Origin of the sequence: Peristeroidobacter soli (genome assembly GCF_004138485.1) — a bacterium.
Lineage (GTDB): Bacteria > Pseudomonadota > Gammaproteobacteria > Steroidobacterales > Steroidobacteraceae > Steroidobacter > Steroidobacter soli.
Window position 1 is genome coordinate 1 of the sequence record NZ_RYEV01000009.1, and the last position, 19,681, is coordinate 19,681.

Sequence of the window (19,681 nt, forward strand, 5' to 3'; positions counted from 1 at the left end):
GCCGCGACGGCAACTTTTACGGAACGACGAGCGGCGGCGGCGAGTACTGGGGAGGCACCGCTTTCAGGATCACGCCGACCGGCACGAAAACCGTGCTCTGGTCGTTCGGTGCCGACTACAGAGACGGCAGTGCACCCTACGGCAAGCTGCTGCAGGCGAGCGATGGCAACTTCTACGGAGTGACTTCTCTAGGCGGCGACAATGGCGAGGGCACGATCTACCGCCTCACTCCATCCGGAACCGAAACGGTCGTGCACGTCTTCGACCGTTTCGTCGGCTACCGAGGTTCGATTGCAAGCGGCGGGCTCATCGAGGGCAAAGATGGCGCGCTCTACGGGGTCATCGGCCAGCAACCCACAGCTCCTCAATTGGGGACGATCTTCAGGATGGCGCTCGACGGCACCGTGACGACGCTGTGGACATTCGAAGATGCCGATGGCATCTATCCGATCGGCCAGCTTCTGCAGGCAAGCGACGGCAATTTCTATGGAGTAACCCAGCACGGCGGTGCCGCTGGTCAGGGAACCATCTACCAATTGACTCCCGACGGTGGCTTCTCGGTACTGTATTCGTTCGACCAGGGAACGGGTCAGCAGGCGTCGGGCGGGCTCATCGAGGGCAGTGACGGCAACCTCTACGGAATGACGAAGGTGGCCTGGGCTCCCGGCCAGGGCTCACTGTTTCGAATCACGCCGACGGGCACGCTCACCACGCTGTATTCGTTCGCGGAGGCATCCACGTATGGCTCTCCCTATGACGTTCTCCTCAAGGCTGCCGACGGCGCGCTGTACGGCATCTCGCTTTCCGGAGGCGCGAATGGCGCCGGCAGTGTGATTCAGCTCAAGTGATGGAGCTGAAGGCGCGGCCGAACGGCAACGGCGCCGTGGTCAGATCAACGCCGGATGAGGTGCCCCATGTCGAGCACTCAACGCAAGCCCATGCACTAACCCTCTTCAGGCGAGGACGGTGACATCGCCGGCATTTATGACGAGAGCCTGGAGGAAGACAGCGACGGCGACGAGGAATACCTGATCGGCCTGATGCGAGTTCACGCCGATGGGCGGCTGGAAGTCATCGTTTCCGATCCCGAGCGCGCCGCGTTCCTCGCTTCCTCGAGGCACTGCTGGCTTACGTTCGCGACCATTACTGACTGCGCATCGTTTGATGCCGTTGCAGGCTTCGGCTCGCCTGAAGTCGAGCTCCGCATCGCGAAGATGCTGAGCGGGAAATGCGCCACCAGTGCTCCCAGGGAGGATCCAGTGAAGCCAGGCTCGATTCAAACGACGGGCGGATATTTGCCGGCGACTACGATCTCGGTTGCTCCATCAACTGCCCACCCTGCCGCCGAACCCGATGATGCGCAGGGCGCGGCACCCGTGGAGCCCGCGTCCGAGCCGGCGGCACGGCAACCCAAGGACTGGGCGTGGGTGGCGCGGGGCGTCGCCAAGCTGAGCGAGTTATGCGAGCGCGAGGCGGAGCTCACGAGTCATTCGCGCAATACATTGAAATGGTCCAGCCTGGCGGAGCGCCTGGGCAAGCTGCATCGGACGCTGAGCTCGAACCTCCCGCCGATCGAGCTGGGGCGCCTGCGCACGCCGCCTCTGACAGGCGAGGAGCAGGCGCACGAGGCCGCGGCGAAGCTGGTCAATGAAACCATCGAAGCGATAACGGACGTGGCCTCGACGGCGGCCGCCGGCGGACAGAAGACACCTCGATCCATCGTCGAGCTGTGCGGAAAGATCGCCCTGGGGTTGATCGCCACGCTCGGTGCGATGACAGCCTGCCTCATGGTTCCGGCAGCGGGGCCCTATCTGGCTGCCGTGGCAGGCGTGGTGGGCGCAGGCGCCATCGGCGCCATCACTCTCGCGCACCGAGAACACAACCAGCATGCGGCGGAGTTCGCGGAGGTCGATCGATTCCTGTCGCAACTAGGCAGCGAGCTGGCGGAATCGCCGGCCGACATCACATTCGAGTGATGCGTCCCGGGCTGCAGTGACCACCCCATCGGCGGTGTGCCCAACGGAACTTCGTTGCCCGCCCGCCCCGATTCGTCAGGAATTCGCCGAGACTTGCGACTCGTCACCCGATGCGGGCTGCCCCACACCGTAGTCCGCCAGACGCATCCACGTGACCGTGCGCTCCCAGAACTCGTCCGTCGAGCCGTGCCGCATGTTGCCTGCGATGTTGAACTGCGTATCCAACATGGCCACGTCGATCTTCATCGGCATGCTTTGCGGGGGTGTGTCGTCCAGCAGCTCCAGCAACTGGCGCCCTACGATGTGATCGTCGATCACACCGGTCAGCTCGAGATTGTCGAAGTCCACACCTTGCCTGAGCGCGAGTCGCAGCAGTTTGATGGCATCCGGCGGGAACGGCCGCCGAAGCAGCCTCGCAATAAGCTCAGCGGACTAACCATCCCGGTTGATCCTGCAGCAGACGGAGTTGCCCCGGTCGCTATCCGCGCGACGCAATCTTCGCCCGGTTGCGTAGTGGTGCTTGCTCTGTAACGGCGCGCACCGCGAAGTTCTCTTTCGCTGTCACTGTGTTTCGCGAGCGGCCGATTTCGGGTCCCCAATTCCTGCCAGGGCGTCCAGGGCGCGCACGTACATTTGCAGATAAGCCTGCAGCTTGTCTTCGTAACCACCTGCGGGGATCGGCACCGGACCTTTCATCTCGGTTTCCGCGCGTAGCAGCACCCGCACGGAGTCGACCAGCCTCTCCGCCGCCTCCGGATCCGGGAACTGCAAAGCCGCGCAGGCCTTCTTCGCACGGTCGGTCGCGGCGGCATCGCCGGGTGATTTCTGCAGCTCGACCAGCAGGTCCATGAAACGCTCCACCTGCTCAGGATCCTGGCTCCGCGCTCCCAGGCGGGCCAGCAATCCCTGCGCTGCCTCACGCATCCGGGTGTGACTGTGCATGACCCGTGCAGCGATCGTGAGCGCCGAAGCAGGCGGATATTCTTTTAGCAGCCGGCTGATGATCCTGCGCGTACGGTCGGGAATCCCCATCGAGTCGAACACGACGGTCCGGTGCTGCTTCCCGCCCGCCAGGTTTTTCAGAACCCAGGGAACGAAGTCGGGATCCTCCTTGTGCACGCCCAGCCTGCGCAGCGCATCGGCCACTTCGATGTTGGAGTCCGTCTTCGGCGCGGAGCCTGCCGCTGACTTTTCAGTAGCTGTACAACGTCGCAAGCAGCGAGGCGTGAGAGCAGCAACGCATCGTCCGGCCAGACTCTTGAACTTCTGCCATCCACCCGAAGCGCAGCGACGCGGGCCCTCGGGCTGCGCAACGCGGACATCGCGCGGAGGCGATTCGCCAGTCGCGGCGGGCTTGGTGCCGGCATTTGCGCGGGAGAGCCGGGCCGGCCAGCCGAAACACGACGTCAACAAAGAAAGCGGTTTCACGTGGGCACTCGATCGCGTGGGTTGCGTAGCGATACGTCCGGCAGTATGGGGCGCGCTCCGAAGCAGTTCTCATCACGCACGCAACGCGCGTGCGACGGAACACCGTAACGATCTCGGCGTCGTGACGGCATCTCACCGAACTCACTGTGCAAGGTGCTCCGTGAGTAACCCCGGTCGCCGCCTGAGTTCCTCGCGGCAACCGCATACGCCGGCGCAAGGGAACGGAATCGCGCGCCCCGTTACCCAGTCGATGCCAACACACAGGAACGCGTTTTCATGCCAGTCAATAGCGTGGGCTCCCCGGGTTACAACCCGATTCCATCCGAGATACCGCAGCAGGAAAAACCTGCTCATGCTCGCGCCACGCCGAGCGCAGAGCTGAGAACCTCGGACATTCCACCGAGCGATGCGACTCACGGTACCGACGCGCCGTCCGACGAATCTGTGGACGTGAGCCGCTTGCACTCGGTCCCGCGGTCAGAGCAGACGCCTGAGCAGCGGGAGGCAACTCGCGCCACGGCCGAGAAGCCCTCGGTGCTGCGTCGGATCTGCACCGGCATCACAGGTTTCCTCTGCGGTGCCGTCGGCGGTGTCGGAGGAGGACTGTTCGCCGCCGGCGGGTTGGTCGGAATCACCGTCAATGCACTGCAGGACGCACCGCCCCTGGCATTCGTCGGCGCATGCATCGCGGGGGCGCTGGGGCTCGTATTGATCGGAGCCGGCGTGATCGGCGGCGCGGTCGCCGGCGCGGTCCAGGGCGCATCTACCGGCGAGTTCAAGGAAGCCGCCAAATCGGTCGCCCTGCCAGTGCACTTCGTCCACAACGTCATCAACGCCATGAGTAACCCGCCGCCGAAGGATCCTCCCTCGCCCGCGAAAACCTGAGCCATCACGCGAACCCGTCATGTCCACACAAGATCCCATCTCCCCACAACTGCCGATGTCCAGCGACTTTGGCGACGATGTCTCCCGCACCAGCGCCCTGTTCGCAGCCCTGGGCCTGGGGCCGATCGACGCCGACGACGACGGCTGCTTCGTGATGCGTTACGACGAGCAGACATCGTTGCATTTTCAGATCGTGCCTGGCGCGGATCTGCTGAAAGTCGCAGTGTCCGTTTGCACTCTCGATACGAGCGCGCTCGCATTGCGCATCGTCCTGCGAGCCAATCTGGACGCGCCGCGCTCCGAGCTGCCGGGAGCGTTGAGCCTGGTTGCCTCGACCCGGCAAGTGTTGTTCAACACCGCGATGCCCGTGGTCGTGCCCGTCAATGAGGATGCCGTGCGAGCGGTGCAGCCGCATGAGTTCGAAGCCCTCCTGCAACGCGTGCTCAAGGAGGCATTGCGCTGGCGACGACGGCTCGCACGCGATCTGCAGAACGCCGGCGAAGCCCAGAGCGACGCTACATCGTCACATCTGAATCTGGACGGAGCATCTCATGTCGTACGCGGATGAACTGGCCACGGCGCTCGCCGAGATCGGCCGGCACTACCAGATTGACGATCTGCGGCTGAACCATGCGCGGATGGCAACGTTCGCGCTATCCGACGGACTGACGGTCACGATCGAGTACGTCCCCGAGCCGCACCCTCGCGGCTTTCTCATCGTCGAGCTGGCAGATATTCACGAGAGTGTGTTCGAGGCAGTGGCCACCGCGCTGCTGGCGATCAACGGACGCTGGCTGGACACGGCGGGCGCCTCGTTCGCGTTGCACCCCGGTTCAGACAACGTGCTGGCCATTCTTCCGGTGCCACCGGCGGTGTTGAGCGCCGGCGCGCTCCCTCGCCTGCTCGATCGTTTCCTGGCCACCTGCCGCACCTGGGCCGACAAAGTTCGACGCGGCGAGGCGGACTTCAGTATCCGTGATGACATCGAAGCCGAGCTCGAAGGGATGGCGAACGATTGAGAGAACGTTCACGTCCGCTCTTCATGGCGTGCGGAAGTTTGCAGCTGCCGGCCGTTGGAGTACCCACTCATGCCCAGTCAATCGAATGTCCGAACCCTGTTCGCCGAGATCTATGCGCGCTGCGGAATGCCGCACGACGGCGGTGAGATCGAACCGTTCGTGCTACAGCCCGGCGGAAACGAGAGTGTCTGTGTGCACTATGACAGTGACGAGCAGGTCATCTGGCTCACGTCGCATTTCGAGCCGATTGCAGCGCTCAGCGCAGACAGCCTGTTGCGACACCTGCTGGAGAATAATCTGCGCAGCATCGAGAACGGTTTTGCGTGCGCGCTCGATGCCGGCAGCGCAGTGCCCGTCGTGCAGAGCTGGTTGCGCGGGAACTTGATTCACCTGCCGGATTTCGAGGTTGCCGTCGAGCGGCACGTGGCGGCAGTCCAGCAAGTGCGCGGCCTGCTGACGCTGCCGACGCTCGAAGCGGCGCATTCAACCCACGATTGCCACCATGCGGTGTGGGGGTAGCACGCCGATGAATGACACCGCACAAGTGCTGTCCGAACTGTGCGCCAGCCTGGGACTCACCGGCCCTGGGACTGTAAGCGACCCCATTGTGTTGCCGCTTGGTCTGCACGATGCGGCAGGCCGCATGGAGATTGGCCTGCGCGAGCAAGCGCTGTGCTTGCGAGCGATTGTCGATCCACGCCCGGAGGGAATGAGTACCGCCGCGCGGCTGTGCATGCTCGATCGCAATCTCTTTGCCGCGTGCGGCGGCATGTTCGCCGCCGACGAACAAGGCACCAGCTTTCTCATCCATAGCATTCCGTATGACGCGCACGGCGACTTGTCGGAGATCGGTGAACAAGTCACGCGGTTTCGCGACAGTGCCCGCGCATTCTTCGATGAACTGTTCAGACGAAGCACCGACGCCGCGCCATCGGACACACTCGAACTCACTATTGGAGACACGTCTCATGCCCGTTGATTTCACTTCGATGCTCGCGGCCTCCACGCGGATGACTCCGAAGGAAGCCGGTTCCTCCCGGTTCGTCAGCTCGAACGCTCCGGGTGGCTGGCAGGTCGCGCCGGCGAGCTCCAAAGGTCATTCGCTGGGCACGGCCTTTCGGAGCCTTGCGGATCGTGGCAAAAACGCGCTTGGCGCCGACAACAGCGAGCGCCAGGAACATGCCTCCGGCAAACAGCGCTTCCGCGCGGACGTACAACAGGCAATCCAGGACCATTATGGTCCTACGTTCGGTCAGGAACTGTGCGAGCGTGTCGGCCTGACCAAGGATCACTGGCCCACGCCGCAGCAGATCAGGCAGGTCCAGACGACGGCCAAAACGCTCCACCCGGAGCTGGTCGCGTTGGCGAGCCATATTCACGAGGACGAAAGACTCGGCCTGTCCTTGGTTTTGCCGCAACTGGAGCTGCTGAGCAAGGAACAACGATTGCAGTTCAACGCGGCCTTGCTCAGATCGTTGACGGAAGGGCGCCCACCGGAGCAAGTCAGATTCAGCGAGGCCGAAGCGTTGGCTGCGGCGAAAGCACTCATGGTGCAGCCGCAGTTCCGCCAGATGTTTCACGATGCCAAGCTCGCAACACTGTCGGCGGCACAACAGTCGCTGCAAGTAGTCGCAGCGGATGGCAGGAGCAAGACGTTGTTTGGGGAGGACTTGGGCGTCGACGCGGCTGCCGCACACCGCGCAATTCAGCGAGCGTATGACCACTACAGGGTGCAACCGGAATCATTGTCCGACACCATGGGCGCCGCCGGCGTAACAGGTGATCTTGTTGATCTGGCGCGACAGAACTTCGCCGAAGACTTGCTCGCCCCCTACATGGCGCAGCTGACCACCGATACTCCGCAGCGTCGCGCCTTGGCGGCCAAGCTCGGAGGTGCCTACGGCCCGCAAGAGCTCGATCAGCTCCTGGCATCCGCAAGCGATGACTTGAAGAACCACGCGAGCGGAGAGATTCGTAATCTGTTGTTGGGGGCGGCGGCGCCCTTGGAACGACGGATTTGCGCGCGCGTCGCGACGGATGCAGTCGCGAGTCTGCGTACCCCGGGGCCCTTGCGCGACCGTTTGAAACGAGAGCTCGGAGGCACGTTGAACGACGTGGAACTCGACAAGGCGCTGAAGAGAGCCGAGAAGAGTTTGCGCGCCGACACGCCTGTGCACGCCCTTTACACGCTGGCAACAGATCCGGCACGCGCGCTCGCTCGGCAAATGAAGCTCGATCTTCTATCGCCTTACCAGGCAGACGGCGACCCGAACGACGCGCTGATCGAAAAGTTCGAGGGCGTGCTGAGTCTCGGCTACACCGACACTTGCCGGCAGTTGGATAACGCCAGGCACCATGCTTCAAGAAAGCCGGAAGAGCTCGACAGGCTCGATTACGCAGCCCTGAAGAAGGATCCCAGCAAGACGCTGATGAGCATGATCGGCGACATGAACAAGGAAGCCGCTGCTCGCAAACAGGTGGAGGATGCCAAGATTGAGGCCCTCCGCGCGAAGCAGAAGGCCGACGCGGCTGCGGCGTCAGGGTCCGGCGGCGCGGCGCCCGCGCCATCCAATTGAAGCAGGACGCCGCAGCCATCTTTGGTTGCGGCGTCTCCGAAAGCTTCTGACAGGTGAGCCGCCCGGGCCGACCCCCTGCATCGTGGGCGTGGCATTCGTTGTCTGATACGATTCAGCGCTCCACCCGATTGGAAGCGGTGTCACAACGTGAGGGCTTCGACAGGATTGTCGCGCAGCGGCCGTACCGCAGGCTGGATTGCCGGCGTGATCGGCTTGCTCGGCGTCGCCGCTGCAGCCCTCGGCGAGCCAGTACGCTTCCCATTCTCGATTTCGTCTCAACCCCTCGCCACCGGGCTGCTGCAGCTCGGGCATCAAGCCGACATTTCCATAGCGTTCAATCACGCATTGGTCGAGAACAAGACCGCGGCCGCCGTGCAGGGAACCATGGATGTCAGCACGGCGCTCACGCGAGTGCTGACAGGCTCCGGCCTCACTTTCGAACTGGTGCGTCCGGACCTGGTGCGCATCGTCGCCGCGCCGGCACCGGAGCGCCCGCGACCGGCTCGCCCCATCGTTGACACCTCCATCACGAGCGGCCCGATAGAGGAAGTCACGGTCACTGCACGACGCCGCACGGAATCTTCCCAAAGCGTTCCTATATTTATGTCGGTCATGCAAGGCGAAGAACTCGCCGCCGCCAACCTCAACGACATCGAGGACATCAGCTCTCGCATCCCCTCCCTTCAGTTCCGCCCCAACCCCACGCAGAAAGACCGCTCGATCTTCATTCGCGGGCTCGGCACCATCAGCACGTCGCAGAGCACGGAACCTTCCGTATCCACGGTGATCGACGGCGTCGTGATGTCGCGTGCCGGCCAAGCGATGGCCGATCTGCTGGACCTGGAGCAGATCGAGGTACTGAACGGACCGCAGGGCACGCTGTTCGGCAAGAATGCCTCCGCGGGCGTGCTGAACATCACGACGCTGGCACCGACTCCGCATCTCAGCGGCTATGCAAGGCTGGCCTACTATGGGGGCGACGAATACCGCGTGAGCGCGGGCATTTCCGGGCCGCTGTCGAAGAACGTGGCCGCGCGCATCTCGGCGTTCCACAGCGACTACCCGGGCAACATGAAGAACCTGTACAGCGGGCAGGAGCTCAACGGCTACCGACACTATGGGGCGCGCGCGAAGTTCGTCGCCACGCCGACCGATGCGCTGAAAGTCAGCTTCGCGGTCGATCTCACACGCTCCTGGGAAAACGTTCCGGGCGGCGCCTTCGTCAGCAGCGCTCAGGATGAATACTGCCCCGTGGACCAGCTCGATCCGCTGCTGCGCAGCCTGTGCACACCGGGCGATGTGAACCTCAATCCCTTCCTGGAGCAACAAATCGCCGCTGGCGGCGTAACCCCGTCGGCGAGCAATTTCGCGATCAGCCACGATTCCGCCAACGAGACCTACGACCGCAATGGCGGCGCCTCGCTGCAGATGGACTGGACCCGTGGCGCTTATCTGCTCACCTCCATCAGCGCGTGGCGCGAGTGGCGCAACGTGCTCGAGGACTATGACTACGATCAGCTGTCGGTCGGGCCGCCGTACGCTTTTCCCAAGGTCGTCGACCATGGTCGCGTGACGACCAGGCAAACCTCGCAGGAACTGCGGCTGACCTCACCCGCCGATCGCCCGGTCGACTTCGTGGCAGGGCTTTATTTTTTGCGTGCTGAGAATCGCGAGCGCTACATGCGCGAGGACACCATCGTCGGGTTGACTCCGCAACCGCTGCCCTGGGGTTACGCGGTCAATCACTTTGGATCGACCAGCACGAATTACGCCGCTTACGGCGAGGTGAACGTCGATCTGGCGCCTCGCTGGCGGGCGTTCCTGGGATATCGGGCGATCTGGGACGAATTGAGCTATGACACGAATCGCGTCGGCTACGCTGCCAGACCGGGCCTGGTGTTCGCCATCGCGCCGGACTTCGCGGGCAGCGGCAGCGATCGCAGGCAAGGTTGGGCTGGCCGGACCGGCGTGCAGTGGCAGCTGACATCGGACGTCATGCTCTACTTCACGGCATCGCGCGGCTACAAGGGGCCCGCATACAACGTCTTCTTCAATATGCAGGCGGTCAATACTCAGCCGGTCCGGCCCGAGAAATCCGACGCCTACGAGATCGGCATGAAGAGCTCGCTCTGGGATCGCAGGCTGCGCTTGGACGTAGCGGCCTTTCACACCAGGCTGTCGGATTACCAGGTGAATCTGCCGCAGGTCATCGTCGCTGCACGGGTGACGAATCTGGTGAATGCCGATTCGGCCGTCACGCGCGGCGTCGAGGCGAGCCTCAGCGCAGCGGCGACCTCGCGCCTGACGTACAGCCTCGATGCCCAATACGACGATGCCCACATCGAGAGCGTTCCTTGCACGCCGCCGCTGATCGCATGCAGTGTGCGCGGGAACAGGCTTCCGTTCGCGCCCGAGTGGCGGATCAATGCCAGCCAGGAATATCGATACCCGCTGAGCGACCGCCTGGATCTGGATTCCAGCCTCGCCTACCGCTGGCAATCGCGCACGTCGTTTCAACTCATCGATACGCCGGATCTGAGCCAGGCCTCGTACGGTATCTGGGATCTGTCGCTGGGCTTGCGGGATACAGAAGACCGCTGGTCGAGTTGGCTCGTCGTCAAGAACGTCCTGGACAAAAACTATTCGTCGTACCGCGCCGGCGGCGATCTGGGCGGAATCGTCCGCTGGATCCCGCGCGACGCGCAGCGCTATGTCGGCATCAACGTTCAGCTCGACTTCTGAGCTTGCCCGCCTTCCTGGCGTCGCTTCGCACCTGCACGCGCGAACCGGCAGATGCCGGCACGTTTACGCTGCTGCTGCGGCGTAAACGTGCCGTGTACGGGAAGATCGACGAAGCAGGCCACCTCGTCACTTCACCTGTAACACCGAACCCAGGCCGTGCGAGAGCATGCCGTAGAGGGTACCGTCGGCGGCCTGCAAGAGCCCGCCGATAGGTGTGATCGAGAAGGAGAACTGAAGCGTTTCCTCGCCCGTGAGCGTCACTTGAAACAGCGTCCCTTGGTCGCCGGCGCCGCCATTCGAGGTAAAGCCGTAGAGATTGCCGTCATTGCCCTGGATGAGAGGACCGGTCGGATGAGATCCGTCGTTTTGTCCACCCTGGAAGGAATACAGCGTGGTGATCTCGCCGGCGGGCGTCATCTTGAAGACGGTTCCCAGATTGGCGGCGCCGCCATTGGCGGTAGCGCCATAGAAGTTGCCGTCGCTGGCGGCGATGAGGTTGCCGACGGGCAGCACGCCGGCAGCGCTCGCGGAGCCCAACGACGTGAACGTCGAGGTTGCCTGGTCACCGTCCACCGTAATCTTCACTACTGCTCCGCCACCGTATGCCCCACCCATCGCAGCCAGGACGTAGAGATTGCCAGCGGCGTCCTGCGCCAGCCCCCCGGACTCCGTGGTGTACGGCCCGCCGTTCCATCTGAAGAACGGCGTGAAAGTGGTCAACTCACCCGCCGGTGTGATCCGGAAGACAGTGCCGACATCATCGGTCCCCCCGAACATCGTGACGCCGTAGAAATTTCCGTCCTTTGATTCGAGCAACCCGCCGATGGGCCACGCGCCTTGTCCGTCGTCCCTGAACGACCAGAGCACCGTCTCCTCGCCGGCGGGCGTCAGCTTGAATACTGTGCCGTTGGAGAAGGCGCCGCCCCCGAGCGTCGTCCCATAGAAGTTGCCGTCGCGAGCCTGGATGAGACTCGAATACGGGTACCAACCGTCGCTGCCCGCACCGAAGGACCAGAGCACCGTCAACTCGCCGGCCGGCGTGAGTTTGAAAACCGCGCCGGCGTCATAGGCGCCACCTTTCGGCGTCGTGCCGTAGAGGTTGCCATCTCTGCCCTGGATGAGACTGGTGAAATTCGGCGAGGAGGGACCCGGGGCGCCGGCGAAAAGAGCGAGTTCCGAGACCGCCCCGGGTCCGCATGTCACGCTCACGCCCATGGCCGGCCCGTCACCCATGACTCCCGAACCGTTGAGCACCGTACAGGTTTTGGTCACCGGGCTGCTCACCACGGAGATGTTGTAGCTCGCACCGGTTGCGACCGCCGAGGGCATCGTGAAGGTGCTTGCATTGGCCAACACAGTCAGCGTTTCGCTGCCGTTCGACAGGACCAAGCCGTTGGTTGTGAGTCCGTCGATCGTTCCACCCAGCGTGAAGGCCGTCTGCGCGCAGGTGATCGAGACAGCGGTGACGGGGTCTGCGCCCATCGTCCCGCTGCCATCGCTCACCGTGCAGGTGAAATTCGCGGGCTGTGCCTGGACGACCAGGTCGTAGTTGCTGCCGAACGCTACCGGCGTCGGCATCGTAAAGCTGGATGCGTTCGCCTGAATGCTCAGGGTGTCGGGGCCGTTTGCAAGAACGAGCCCGGAGACGGTCAATCCGTGGATCGAACCGCCGACGTCGTAGGACTGATCCGCGCAGGCAACCACGACGTTCGTCAGGTCGCTCGCGGGCATCGAACCCGAGCCCTGGCTGATCGTGCACGTGAGGCCGGCAGGCGCCTGCTGGACCGTGACCGAGTACGCGGCGCCATAAGCCACGGCGCCAGGCATCGTGAAGCTGCTCGCGCCCGCATCGACGTTCAGCGTATCGGACCCGTTGGCGAGCACGAGACCGCTGTTGTTTCCCAGCCCCGTGATCGTGCCGCCGAGCGCGAACGACCGGTCGGTGCACGTAATCGAAATCGCGGTGACGTCGCCTGCAGAGAGGACGCCGGAGCCATTGGTCACGACGCACGCAAGACCGTCCGGCTGAGTCTGAACGGTGACGGCGTAGCTGCTGCCGACCGCCACTGCGCCGGGCATCGTGAAGGTCGTCGCCCCGGCATCGATAGCCAACGTATCGCCGCCATTGGTCACCACGAGACCGGAGACGCTCAATCCTTGAATCGGCCCGCCAATGTGAAATGCCTGATCGGCGCAGGTCACGACGACGTTCGCCGTATCGGCGGCGGCGATCGTGCCAGTGCCGCCCGCGACGGAACAGGTCTTGCCGACCGGCTGAGCGGCGACACTCACCGCGTATTCCGTGCCCGACTGCAGCCTGGTCGGGAAGGAGAAAGTGGCTGCGGTCGCGTCAACCTGGATGATCTCGACGCCATCGGTGAGTTGCAGTCCGCTGGCACCGCCGAGGCCTGAGACCGATCCGCCAAGAGAATACGTCTGAGTGACCCCTCCCCCGGTTGCCGGTCCTGAGGCAGGAGCAGAGGAACTACTGCCGCATCCAGCCATGATCGCCAGCGCAAACGCTAGCGCCGAGCTGAGCAAGAGACGAATCTGTCGCATGGGGTCGATCTCCAAGTGTCACCAGGTAGTGGCACTAGTAACCGCACTCGCCGAAATGGTTCCTCCCGAAGTCCTACGCGCTGCACGCGGCGAGCGCCGTTTCCCGCGATGGGCAGATCGTGAAGATCGACACGAACCCGCTGATCTCGAACACTTCGCGCACATGCGGTGCCAGCGAGCACAAGACCAGCTTGCCGCCAGGCACCGAGCGCATGCGCTTGCCGGCGATCAAGGTGGAACGCAGACCGGCGCTGCTCACATATTCGATCTCCGAAAAATCGAGCACCATGCGGCTGCTGCCGCGATCGAAGACTTCCGCCACCGCGCGCTCGAAAGCACCGGCGGTGGCACTGTCGATGCGGCCCGCGGGGCGAACGACATCGATGTTTTCCTGCGTTTCGACATGTATGTTCACGATCGATCTCCTCCGTCTGTCGCCTGGATACTTACAGCGAGCTCGGTGACTCGGACAGCCACGCGGCCGGCCAGCTTCACGAGCTCGCCGCGGCCGATGAGACTGCCATTGGCACGAATGCCGACGAGCTGTGGCAGCGGCACATCCAAAGCCAGCACCTGGCCGGGCTGCAGTGCCGCCAGTTCGCCGAGCGTCAGGATCTTCTCGCCCAATTCGAAACCGAGGCGAATCTCGAGCGCGTCGAGCGTCGCCGGGGCAGTTCCGGTCGTTGTTTCGGAAGAAGGCTTCACTTCATGTTTCTCCTGCAAGACAGAGTCGACGACGAGCGACTGCTCGTCGAGCTTCGCGCGCGCGGCATATCTGGAATCGGCGCGCAGATAGACGATGGGGGCTGCCGCGTCGATCTCGCTGTCGGGCATCAGCACATCGTTCACGGCAACCGCCTTCAACGCCGACAGCGCGATGCGCATCTCGCCGATTTCCAGACGCAGCGGCATCGGCGTGTCAGGATCGATGGAACGCTTCTGCGCCGGCCGGCGGCGCGCGAGCAAGGCGAGCAAGCCGAGTCCTGCCGCATCGGCGGCGATGATGCCTTCGAGTCCATCCCGCGCCGGTTCGCTATCCAACGAAACCGAAAACCGGAATGGTGTAGCGAGCAGCGAGCGCGCGTCGGCGGCCCCCGCCCTTGTGAAGCGCACGCGTCGCCCGCTCAATTCTTCGAGCTGCGCGGTCAGCTCGCCAAGCGACAGCTGCAAGGCCGCGAGTGCCAGATCTTCCGGCAACACGTCGACCTGCGCTTGTGGAAAACGATGTGCATACAGCAGTGGAAGCATCGCGCGCCCGGCGATCAGATGCAGCTGGCCACCGCCCCACTCCAGGGTGAGCTGGAAAGGATCGCTCAGTTTTCGAGTCGGCCCGGACACCGGCGCGAGCTTGAAACGCAGCGCGCTACTGCCGAGCGCGAATTCGCCCGCTGCGAGACGCGTCGCGATGAGATCCAGGTGCTCCGCGGTCTGCGAATCGATCGCAGGCAGCACATACGGCTCGACGCTCATGCCGTATCTCCCTTGCAACCCGAGGCAGCTGCGAAATAGGTGCTCTCCACGGCATCGCCTGGAAGCGCTGAGAAGACCAGACGCACTTCAACGTCGCTACGCAGCCTTTCGGCAAGCTCGCCTGCGAGCTGCTCGCCGGCATGATCGAGGATCTCGAAGCTGCGGGCGTCGCTGATGGCGAATTCCACGAGCCAGCGTCCGTGCTCCTGGGTGATACGCACCTCCACGCCGGGCAGCACGTCCTCGCGAATGAAGATCCGAGCCTCGCGATCGGCGTCAGCCGAAACCAGAATTCGATCGGCAACTTCGCTCGCCAGGCGCGACGTGACGGGTTGACGCCCGGGGGCAAGCGACGTGGATGTCTCACTCTCAAACTGCGGAGCGCGGCTCATCCCACCGAACAAACCGAATGCACCGAGAGCATTCGGCGTCTGCGCATCAGATGACCGTGCGGTCGTTGACGAGGCACTGACCTCGTCTGCACCGGCAAGTGCACGACGAAAGCGATCGACGTGTTCCTCCGCAGCCTGCTCGCCCAGCCCTCCACTGCCGGCGTGTGCGCCGGAGCTGTCTGCACGCGTATTGGCTTGTGCACCGATATCGAGTCTTACGGTTCGCTCACTCATCGTCGCGCTCCTCCCAGTCTTCGCGATCGCGCGTCACTGAATACAGATCTTCGAGCTCGACATCCTCCTTGCGTTCGGCCTCCACGCGGATCTCTTCCGACTGAGCCTCGACCAGTTGCACGAACTTCTCACGAGTGCGAGTCGCGCGTTCGTGGGCTGTACGGGAGTCGCGTACCGCCGTATCGGCCTGCGTGCGCTCTGCCTCGACATTCGTCAACGTTTCATTCAACGCGCGCTCCTTCACGCGAAGCATCACGACGTCCTCGCGCAGATGTTCGAGATCGCGCGGGCGAACGATGCGACCATAGACGGCTCCGTAAATCTCTCGTTCGTGCGTCTCGCTCCACTGCTGATAACTCACGAGAGCCCGCTGGGCCTCCTCCTTGCGTTTGGTCACTTCCGAGAGCGCCAGGCGGCTCCTAGCAAGAGCCATCTCCGCCTTATCCTCGCGATATCGTTTCAAGCCCAGCAGTTCGTTGAGTACGGTCACGGGTAGCGCCTCAACGTATCAGCGCCGTGAGCGCTTTCACGGCATCGGCAAGGCTGCTGCGCTCGTCCGTTCTCTGCCGGAGGAACTTGCGGATCGTCTCGTTCTTGTCGATGGCCGTGTCCGTCAGCGCATCGCCGCCGCGCTTGTATTCGCCGATCTTCACGAGCAACTCGACCTCGGCGTACTTCGCAAGAAGCTCACGCACCTTGCCGGCCGCAGCCTTGTGCTCGGGCGTGACGACTGCGTTCATCACGCGGCTCGCCGACGCAAGCACGTCGACTGCGGGATAGTGATTCGCGGCGCCGAGCTTGCGCGAGAGCACGATGTGACCGTCCAGGATGGAGCGGGTCTCATCGGCAACCGGCTCGGTCATGTCGTCGCCTTCGACCAGCACGGTGTACAACGCGGTGATCGAGCCCTTGTCGTTCATGCCGACGCGCTCCATCAATTTTGGCAACGTCGCAAATACACTGGGCGGATAGCCGCGACGAGTCGGCGGCTCGCCGGCAGCGAGTCCGATCTCGCGCTGTGCTCGGGCAAAGCGCGTGACGGAATCCATTAGAAACAACACGCGCTTGCCCTGGTCGCGAAAATATTCGGCAATAGCCGTCGCCACATAGGCAGCTTTGGCCCGCTCCATCGATGACTTGTCCGAGGTCGCGCACACGATGATCGACTTGCGCCGTCCTTCCGCGCCGAGCTCGTGCTCCAGGAACTCACGCACTTCGCGTCCACGCTCGCCGATGAGCGCAACGACAGTCACATCGACGTCCGCGCCCTTCACGAGCATGCCCATCAACGTCGACTTGCCACCGCCGGCCGCCGCGAAGATGCCCATGCGCTGGCCTTCGCCGCAGGTCAGCAAGCCGTCCAGAACACGCACGCCCAACGACAGCGGTTTGTGAATCAGACGGCGCTTCAAGGGGTCCGGCGCCTCGGCGAACACCGGGTAGAACTGATCGGTGACCAGCGGTCCATGCGTTTCACGATCCAGTGGCCGGCCCAGGCCGTCGATCACCCGGCCAAGCAGTCCGTAGCCGACCGGCACCACGTGCGCACGGCCCGTCGGAATGACTTCGGTTGCATTCGAGATGCCATACATATCGCCGATCGGCGTCAGCAGCGCGGCATCGCGCGAGAAGCCAACCACTTCAGCCTGCATTCCCAGGCTCTGGCCCGGATTCTTGAGCATACAGACTTCGCCGATGGTCACCGAAGGCACGACGGCCTTGATGATCGTGCCGACCACCTGGGTCACGCGACCTCGAATGGCGAGCGGCGGCGCCTCCTGCAACGCCAGCTCCATGAGCTCGGTGATGTAATCGAACTGACGCATGGCCATTACCTGCGACTGCCGAGGATCTTGGTAAAGGCGCGGCCAAGTGCGGCGACCTGCCCTTCCATCGACGCCTCGACGATGCCGATTTCGGTCTCGACGATGCAGGCATCGCCGTTCAGCCGGCCGTCGGCCACGATGTCCACGTAGCCGATGCCGGGGAAGCTCGCGAGCAACTCGTCGGTGGATTGTTTCAACAGGTCGACCTTGTCCGGGGCGATGCGCAGAGTGACTTGTTTCTGATTGCGAACCGCTGCCAAGGCATTGCGAACCACGGTGGTCACGCGTTGCCGGTCGTCATAGTCGGCGACGATCCGGCGCATGGCTTGCAATACCAGGTCGACCATGCGGCCTTCGACCTTTTCGTAGTAATCGATGGTGCTGCCGACGTTCGCAATCATCTGCTCAGCCGCTTCCAGCCGCGCGGCTTCCAAGCCTTCCGCATAACCCCGCTGGCGCTCCTGCTCATGCGCATCGCGCGCAGCGGTGCGGATCGCTGCTGCCTCGGTTTCGGCAGCCTCGATCACCGCGGTCGCTTCTTGCCAGACCGCGTAATCCGCCGCGGGGATTACCCGCGCAGATGGATCTGGCTGGCGGGACGGCGCAGCGTGGCGAACAAAGAGGACCATGGTGACTCGAATTCCTTCAGGATCTTTCGGACCAGCCCGTGCAGCAGCGCGGCACCCGGCAACGACTTCGCAGGCTGGCCTGGCTCCAGCGGGGTCTTCCACAGGAACCGGCGGCGCACATCGCCCGGCTGGCCTTTGAGAAGCAGGCGCAGGACGTGCCAACCGGTGGCATCGGGGTCATCGCCTGCAACGACGCGAACGTGCCAGTACAACGGCACACGCTGCGTTAGAAACAAACGTTCGTCCTCATCGAGAGCGGTCAGTGATTCGCACGCGGCAGCGCCGTGCAATACCAGTCCGATGCGCCGCGCGAGACGCGCCAGCGGTGATTGCGGAAGTAACGCCAGCATGAACTCGCTGTCGCCGCCATCGCGTACGACGGCTCCGACCGAGGTCACGGTGTTTTCGAGTAACCCGTGCGCGCTCAGCAGATATCGAGAAACATGCGCGAGCGCGCGCTCGTCCGACCACACATCTTCCGGCCATCCGGGCAACAGAGATTGACGCCGCGTGGGATGCAGATCCAATGCCGGGGACCAGAAGAACCGGCCCACCCACGGCCACAGTGCAGCTTCACTGCGCACCCATTCGGCATTGCCCTCGGCTCGAGCGAGCGTACCCTCAGCCAGCAACACATTGGTCGCGCGATCTGCCCTCTCGGCACGAATTGCGCTCTCAGCCACTGGCCACCTCCGAGCGCTTCGCTTTGAACAACAGCACTCCGACGCCTGCGCATGCTGCAAGCAAGGCGAGAGTCAACACGCCGAGAATCACCCTCAATGCGCCGGCCGAAGCGGCGGCCACCTGAATGCTCCACACGGAGTCGAGCCGCGCATCTGAGCCGGCGGCCGTGGTCTGCGGCGCCGAAGGCACCAGCTGCACCGACACCTTGTCATAGCTGAGTCCCGGAATACTGTTGGCGACCAGCCGCCGGATCTGCGGCACGACGGAAACCAGGTCCGCCGTATCTTCGTGCTTGATGAACACCGCGGCCGAGGAAGGACTGGAGGTCTCGCCGAAGCCCGCTTGTTCGGGCAGCACCACGTGCACCTGGGCGAAGATGACGCCGTCGATCTTCGAAATCGTCCGCGACAATTCCTGCGACAGCGCGAACACCATGCGCGCGTGTTCCTCGGTGGGCGAAGAGATCAAGCCGTCCTTTTTGAACACTTCGCCGAGGCTGGCATACGGCTCGCGTGGCAAGCCGGCCGCACGCATGATTTCGATTGCCCGTGCGATCTTGTCGTCCGCCACTTGCACCGACACGACGCCGTCCTTGCCCGGAACCTTCACCGCCTCGATGCCCTGATCGCTCAACGCCGCGATCACGTCGTTGGCCTGCATCTCGGTCACTTGCGAAATCAGCTCGACCTTCGAGGAGCAAGCGGCGAGCAGCAGGGCGAGGCAGCAGCCGAACAGGCTGCGCCATCGCCGCGTACGGATCGCAAAGCTGGCTGTCAGTTGCACGGCGGCGCGCTCGCTCACTGCATCTTCACGAGTTGATCGATACTTTGCGAGGTCTTGCCCGCAATCGTGCCGACCAGCTGGCTTTCGAAACTCATCTGCAACACGCCGGTCTGGAACTGCAGCAGCCCGGTCGCCGAGACCGGCCCCTGCTGCGGATCGAGGTGAGCGACGGCCGAGGACCAACCGTCCTTCATGCGATGTCGCAAGTGATCCAGTCCCTGCAGGATGGCGTCGCCGATGCTCACCGGCGCGACCGCCTGTTTCGCATTAGGGGCGGTCGCTGCCTCCTGCGGCCCGATTGCGTCGAGCGGCGCAACGCCACCGGCAGGCATCGGGGAGTCCAAGGCCGCGCGAAATTCAGCTGCTCGCGCCGCGTCCACCGCGGGCGGCGGGCCGCCGGGCACCGTCGTGTTGATCGCCTGCGCCGCCAGGGCGGCGGGAAACTCTATGGCCACGAAACTTCTCCCAGCGCTTCATA

At 63.7% G+C, this 19,681-nt stretch carries 21 protein-coding genes; 9 read left to right on the top strand and 12 right to left on the bottom strand.

All coding sequences use genetic code 11. The features are described from left to right. Together EKO19_RS32995 and EKO19_RS33000 are read left to right on the top strand one after the other, a co-directional pair. Positions 1-848, top strand: an 848-nt coding sequence (locus EKO19_RS32995) for a choice-of-anchor tandem repeat GloVer-containing protein (RefSeq protein WP_217705764.1), incomplete at its 5' end; no start/stop codon positions are given. A 192-nt stretch (positions 849-1,040) separates the two neighbouring features. Then, entirely contained in the window at positions 1,041-1,976 is a 936-nt protein-coding gene (locus EKO19_RS33000; protein ID WP_129781690.1) for a hypothetical protein, read from the top strand. A 75-nt stretch (positions 1,977-2,051) separates the two neighbouring features. Here the strand turns inward: EKO19_RS33000 and EKO19_RS33005 are convergent, their stop codons facing one another. Together EKO19_RS33005 and EKO19_RS33010 are read right to left on the bottom strand one after the other, a co-directional pair. Beyond that, the gene (locus EKO19_RS33005; RefSeq protein WP_129781691.1) at positions 2,052-2,324 is read right to left on the bottom strand and encodes a hypothetical protein; all 273 of its coding nucleotides are present in this window, start codon (positions 2,322-2,324) and stop codon (positions 2,052-2,054) included. Between the two features lie 213 nt (positions 2,325-2,537). Then, on the bottom strand, positions 2,538-3,122 hold the full coding sequence (locus EKO19_RS33010) for a hypothetical protein (RefSeq protein WP_129781692.1): 585 nt from the start codon (positions 3,120-3,122) through the stop codon (positions 2,538-2,540). Between the two features lie 558 nt (positions 3,123-3,680). On the opposite strand from EKO19_RS33010, the gene EKO19_RS33015 reads away from it, so the two are divergent. The 7 genes from EKO19_RS33015 (at position 3,681) to EKO19_RS33045 (ending at position 10,626) form a co-directional block, all read left to right on the top strand. Next, a complete protein-coding gene (locus tag EKO19_RS33015) occupies positions 3,681-4,289 on the top strand; it encodes a hypothetical protein (protein ID WP_129781693.1) in 609 nt (202 codons plus the stop codon). Positions 4,290-4,308: 19 nt separating this feature from the next. Further along, on the top strand, positions 4,309-4,857 hold the full coding sequence (locus EKO19_RS33020; protein WP_129781694.1) for a type III secretion system chaperone: 549 nt from the start codon (positions 4,309-4,311) through the stop codon (positions 4,855-4,857). Further along, positions 4,841-5,308 (top strand): type III secretion system chaperone, encoded by a 468-nt coding sequence (locus EKO19_RS33025; RefSeq protein ID WP_129781695.1) that lies wholly within the window; start codon positions 4,841-4,843, stop codon positions 5,306-5,308. Before EKO19_RS33020 ends, EKO19_RS33025 begins: the two co-directional genes overlap by 17 nt. A 69-nt stretch (positions 5,309-5,377) precedes the next feature. After that, positions 5,378-5,827, top strand: a complete 450-nt coding sequence (locus EKO19_RS33030) for a type III secretion system chaperone (protein ID WP_157995554.1) — start codon at positions 5,378-5,380, stop codon at positions 5,825-5,827. A gap of 7 nt (positions 5,828-5,834) precedes the next feature. After that, positions 5,835-6,287 carry a hypothetical protein gene (locus EKO19_RS33035; RefSeq protein WP_129781697.1) on the top strand — a complete coding sequence of 151 codons (453 nt, stop codon included), beginning with the start codon at positions 5,835-5,837 and terminating at the stop codon, positions 6,285-6,287. Between the two features lie 10 nt (positions 6,288-6,297). Further along, complete coding sequence (locus EKO19_RS33040; protein WP_129781698.1) at positions 6,298-7,884, top strand: hypothetical protein; 1,587 nt, start codon at positions 6,298-6,300, stop codon at positions 7,882-7,884. A 147-nt stretch (positions 7,885-8,031) separates the two neighbouring features. Further along, entirely contained in the window at positions 8,032-10,626 is a 2,595-nt protein-coding gene (locus EKO19_RS33045) for a TonB-dependent receptor (protein WP_129781699.1), read from the top strand. Between the two features lie 126 nt (positions 10,627-10,752). Here the strand turns inward: EKO19_RS33045 and EKO19_RS33050 are convergent, their stop codons facing one another. From EKO19_RS33050 to sctI, 10 genes are all read right to left on the bottom strand, one after another. Continuing rightward, positions 10,753-13,185, bottom strand: coding sequence for a choice-of-anchor tandem repeat GloVer-containing protein (locus EKO19_RS33050; RefSeq protein ID WP_129781700.1), 2,433 nt, complete (start codon positions 13,183-13,185; stop codon positions 10,753-10,755). A 73-nt stretch (positions 13,186-13,258) separates the two neighbouring features. Then, positions 13,259-13,600, bottom strand: coding sequence for an STAS domain-containing protein (locus EKO19_RS33055; RefSeq protein WP_129781701.1), 342 nt, complete (start codon positions 13,598-13,600; stop codon positions 13,259-13,261). Then, positions 13,597-14,655, bottom strand: coding sequence for a type III secretion system cytoplasmic ring protein SctQ (sctQ, locus tag EKO19_RS33060; RefSeq protein WP_129781702.1), 1,059 nt, complete (start codon positions 14,653-14,655; stop codon positions 13,597-13,599). The genes EKO19_RS33055 and sctQ overlap by 4 nt, the downstream gene beginning before the upstream one ends. After that, positions 14,652-15,281, bottom strand: coding sequence for a hypothetical protein (locus tag EKO19_RS33065; protein WP_129781703.1), 630 nt, complete (start codon positions 15,279-15,281; stop codon positions 14,652-14,654). Before EKO19_RS33065 ends, sctQ begins: the two co-directional genes overlap by 4 nt. Next, the gene (gene sctO / locus EKO19_RS33070; protein ID WP_129781704.1) at positions 15,274-15,771 is read right to left on the bottom strand and encodes a type III secretion system stalk subunit SctO; all 498 of its coding nucleotides are present in this window, start codon (positions 15,769-15,771) and stop codon (positions 15,274-15,276) included. Before sctO ends, EKO19_RS33065 begins: the two co-directional genes overlap by 8 nt. Positions 15,772-15,781: 10 nt before the next feature. Further along, a complete protein-coding gene (gene sctN / locus EKO19_RS33075; RefSeq protein ID WP_129781705.1) occupies positions 15,782-17,107 on the bottom strand; it encodes a type III secretion system ATPase SctN in 1,326 nt (441 codons plus the stop codon). A gap of 5 nt (positions 17,108-17,112) precedes the next feature. After that, positions 17,113-17,736 carry an HrpE/YscL family type III secretion apparatus protein gene (locus EKO19_RS33080; RefSeq protein WP_129781706.1) on the bottom strand — a complete coding sequence of 208 codons (624 nt, stop codon included), beginning with the start codon at positions 17,734-17,736 and terminating at the stop codon, positions 17,113-17,115. Then, complete coding sequence (locus EKO19_RS33085) at positions 17,676-18,419, bottom strand: hypothetical protein (RefSeq protein WP_129781707.1); 744 nt, start codon at positions 18,417-18,419, stop codon at positions 17,676-17,678. The genes EKO19_RS33080 and EKO19_RS33085 overlap by 61 nt, the downstream gene beginning before the upstream one ends. Next, positions 18,412-19,221 (bottom strand): type III secretion system inner membrane ring lipoprotein SctJ, encoded by an 810-nt coding sequence (sctJ, locus tag EKO19_RS33090; protein ID WP_246039012.1) that lies wholly within the window; start codon positions 19,219-19,221, stop codon positions 18,412-18,414. The genes EKO19_RS33085 and sctJ overlap by 8 nt, the downstream gene beginning before the upstream one ends. Further along, on the bottom strand, positions 19,218-19,658 hold the full coding sequence (gene sctI, locus EKO19_RS33095) for a type III secretion system inner rod subunit SctI (protein WP_129781708.1): 441 nt from the start codon (positions 19,656-19,658) through the stop codon (positions 19,218-19,220). Before sctI ends, sctJ begins: the two co-directional genes overlap by 4 nt. Positions 19,659-19,681 lie beyond the last annotated feature (23 nt).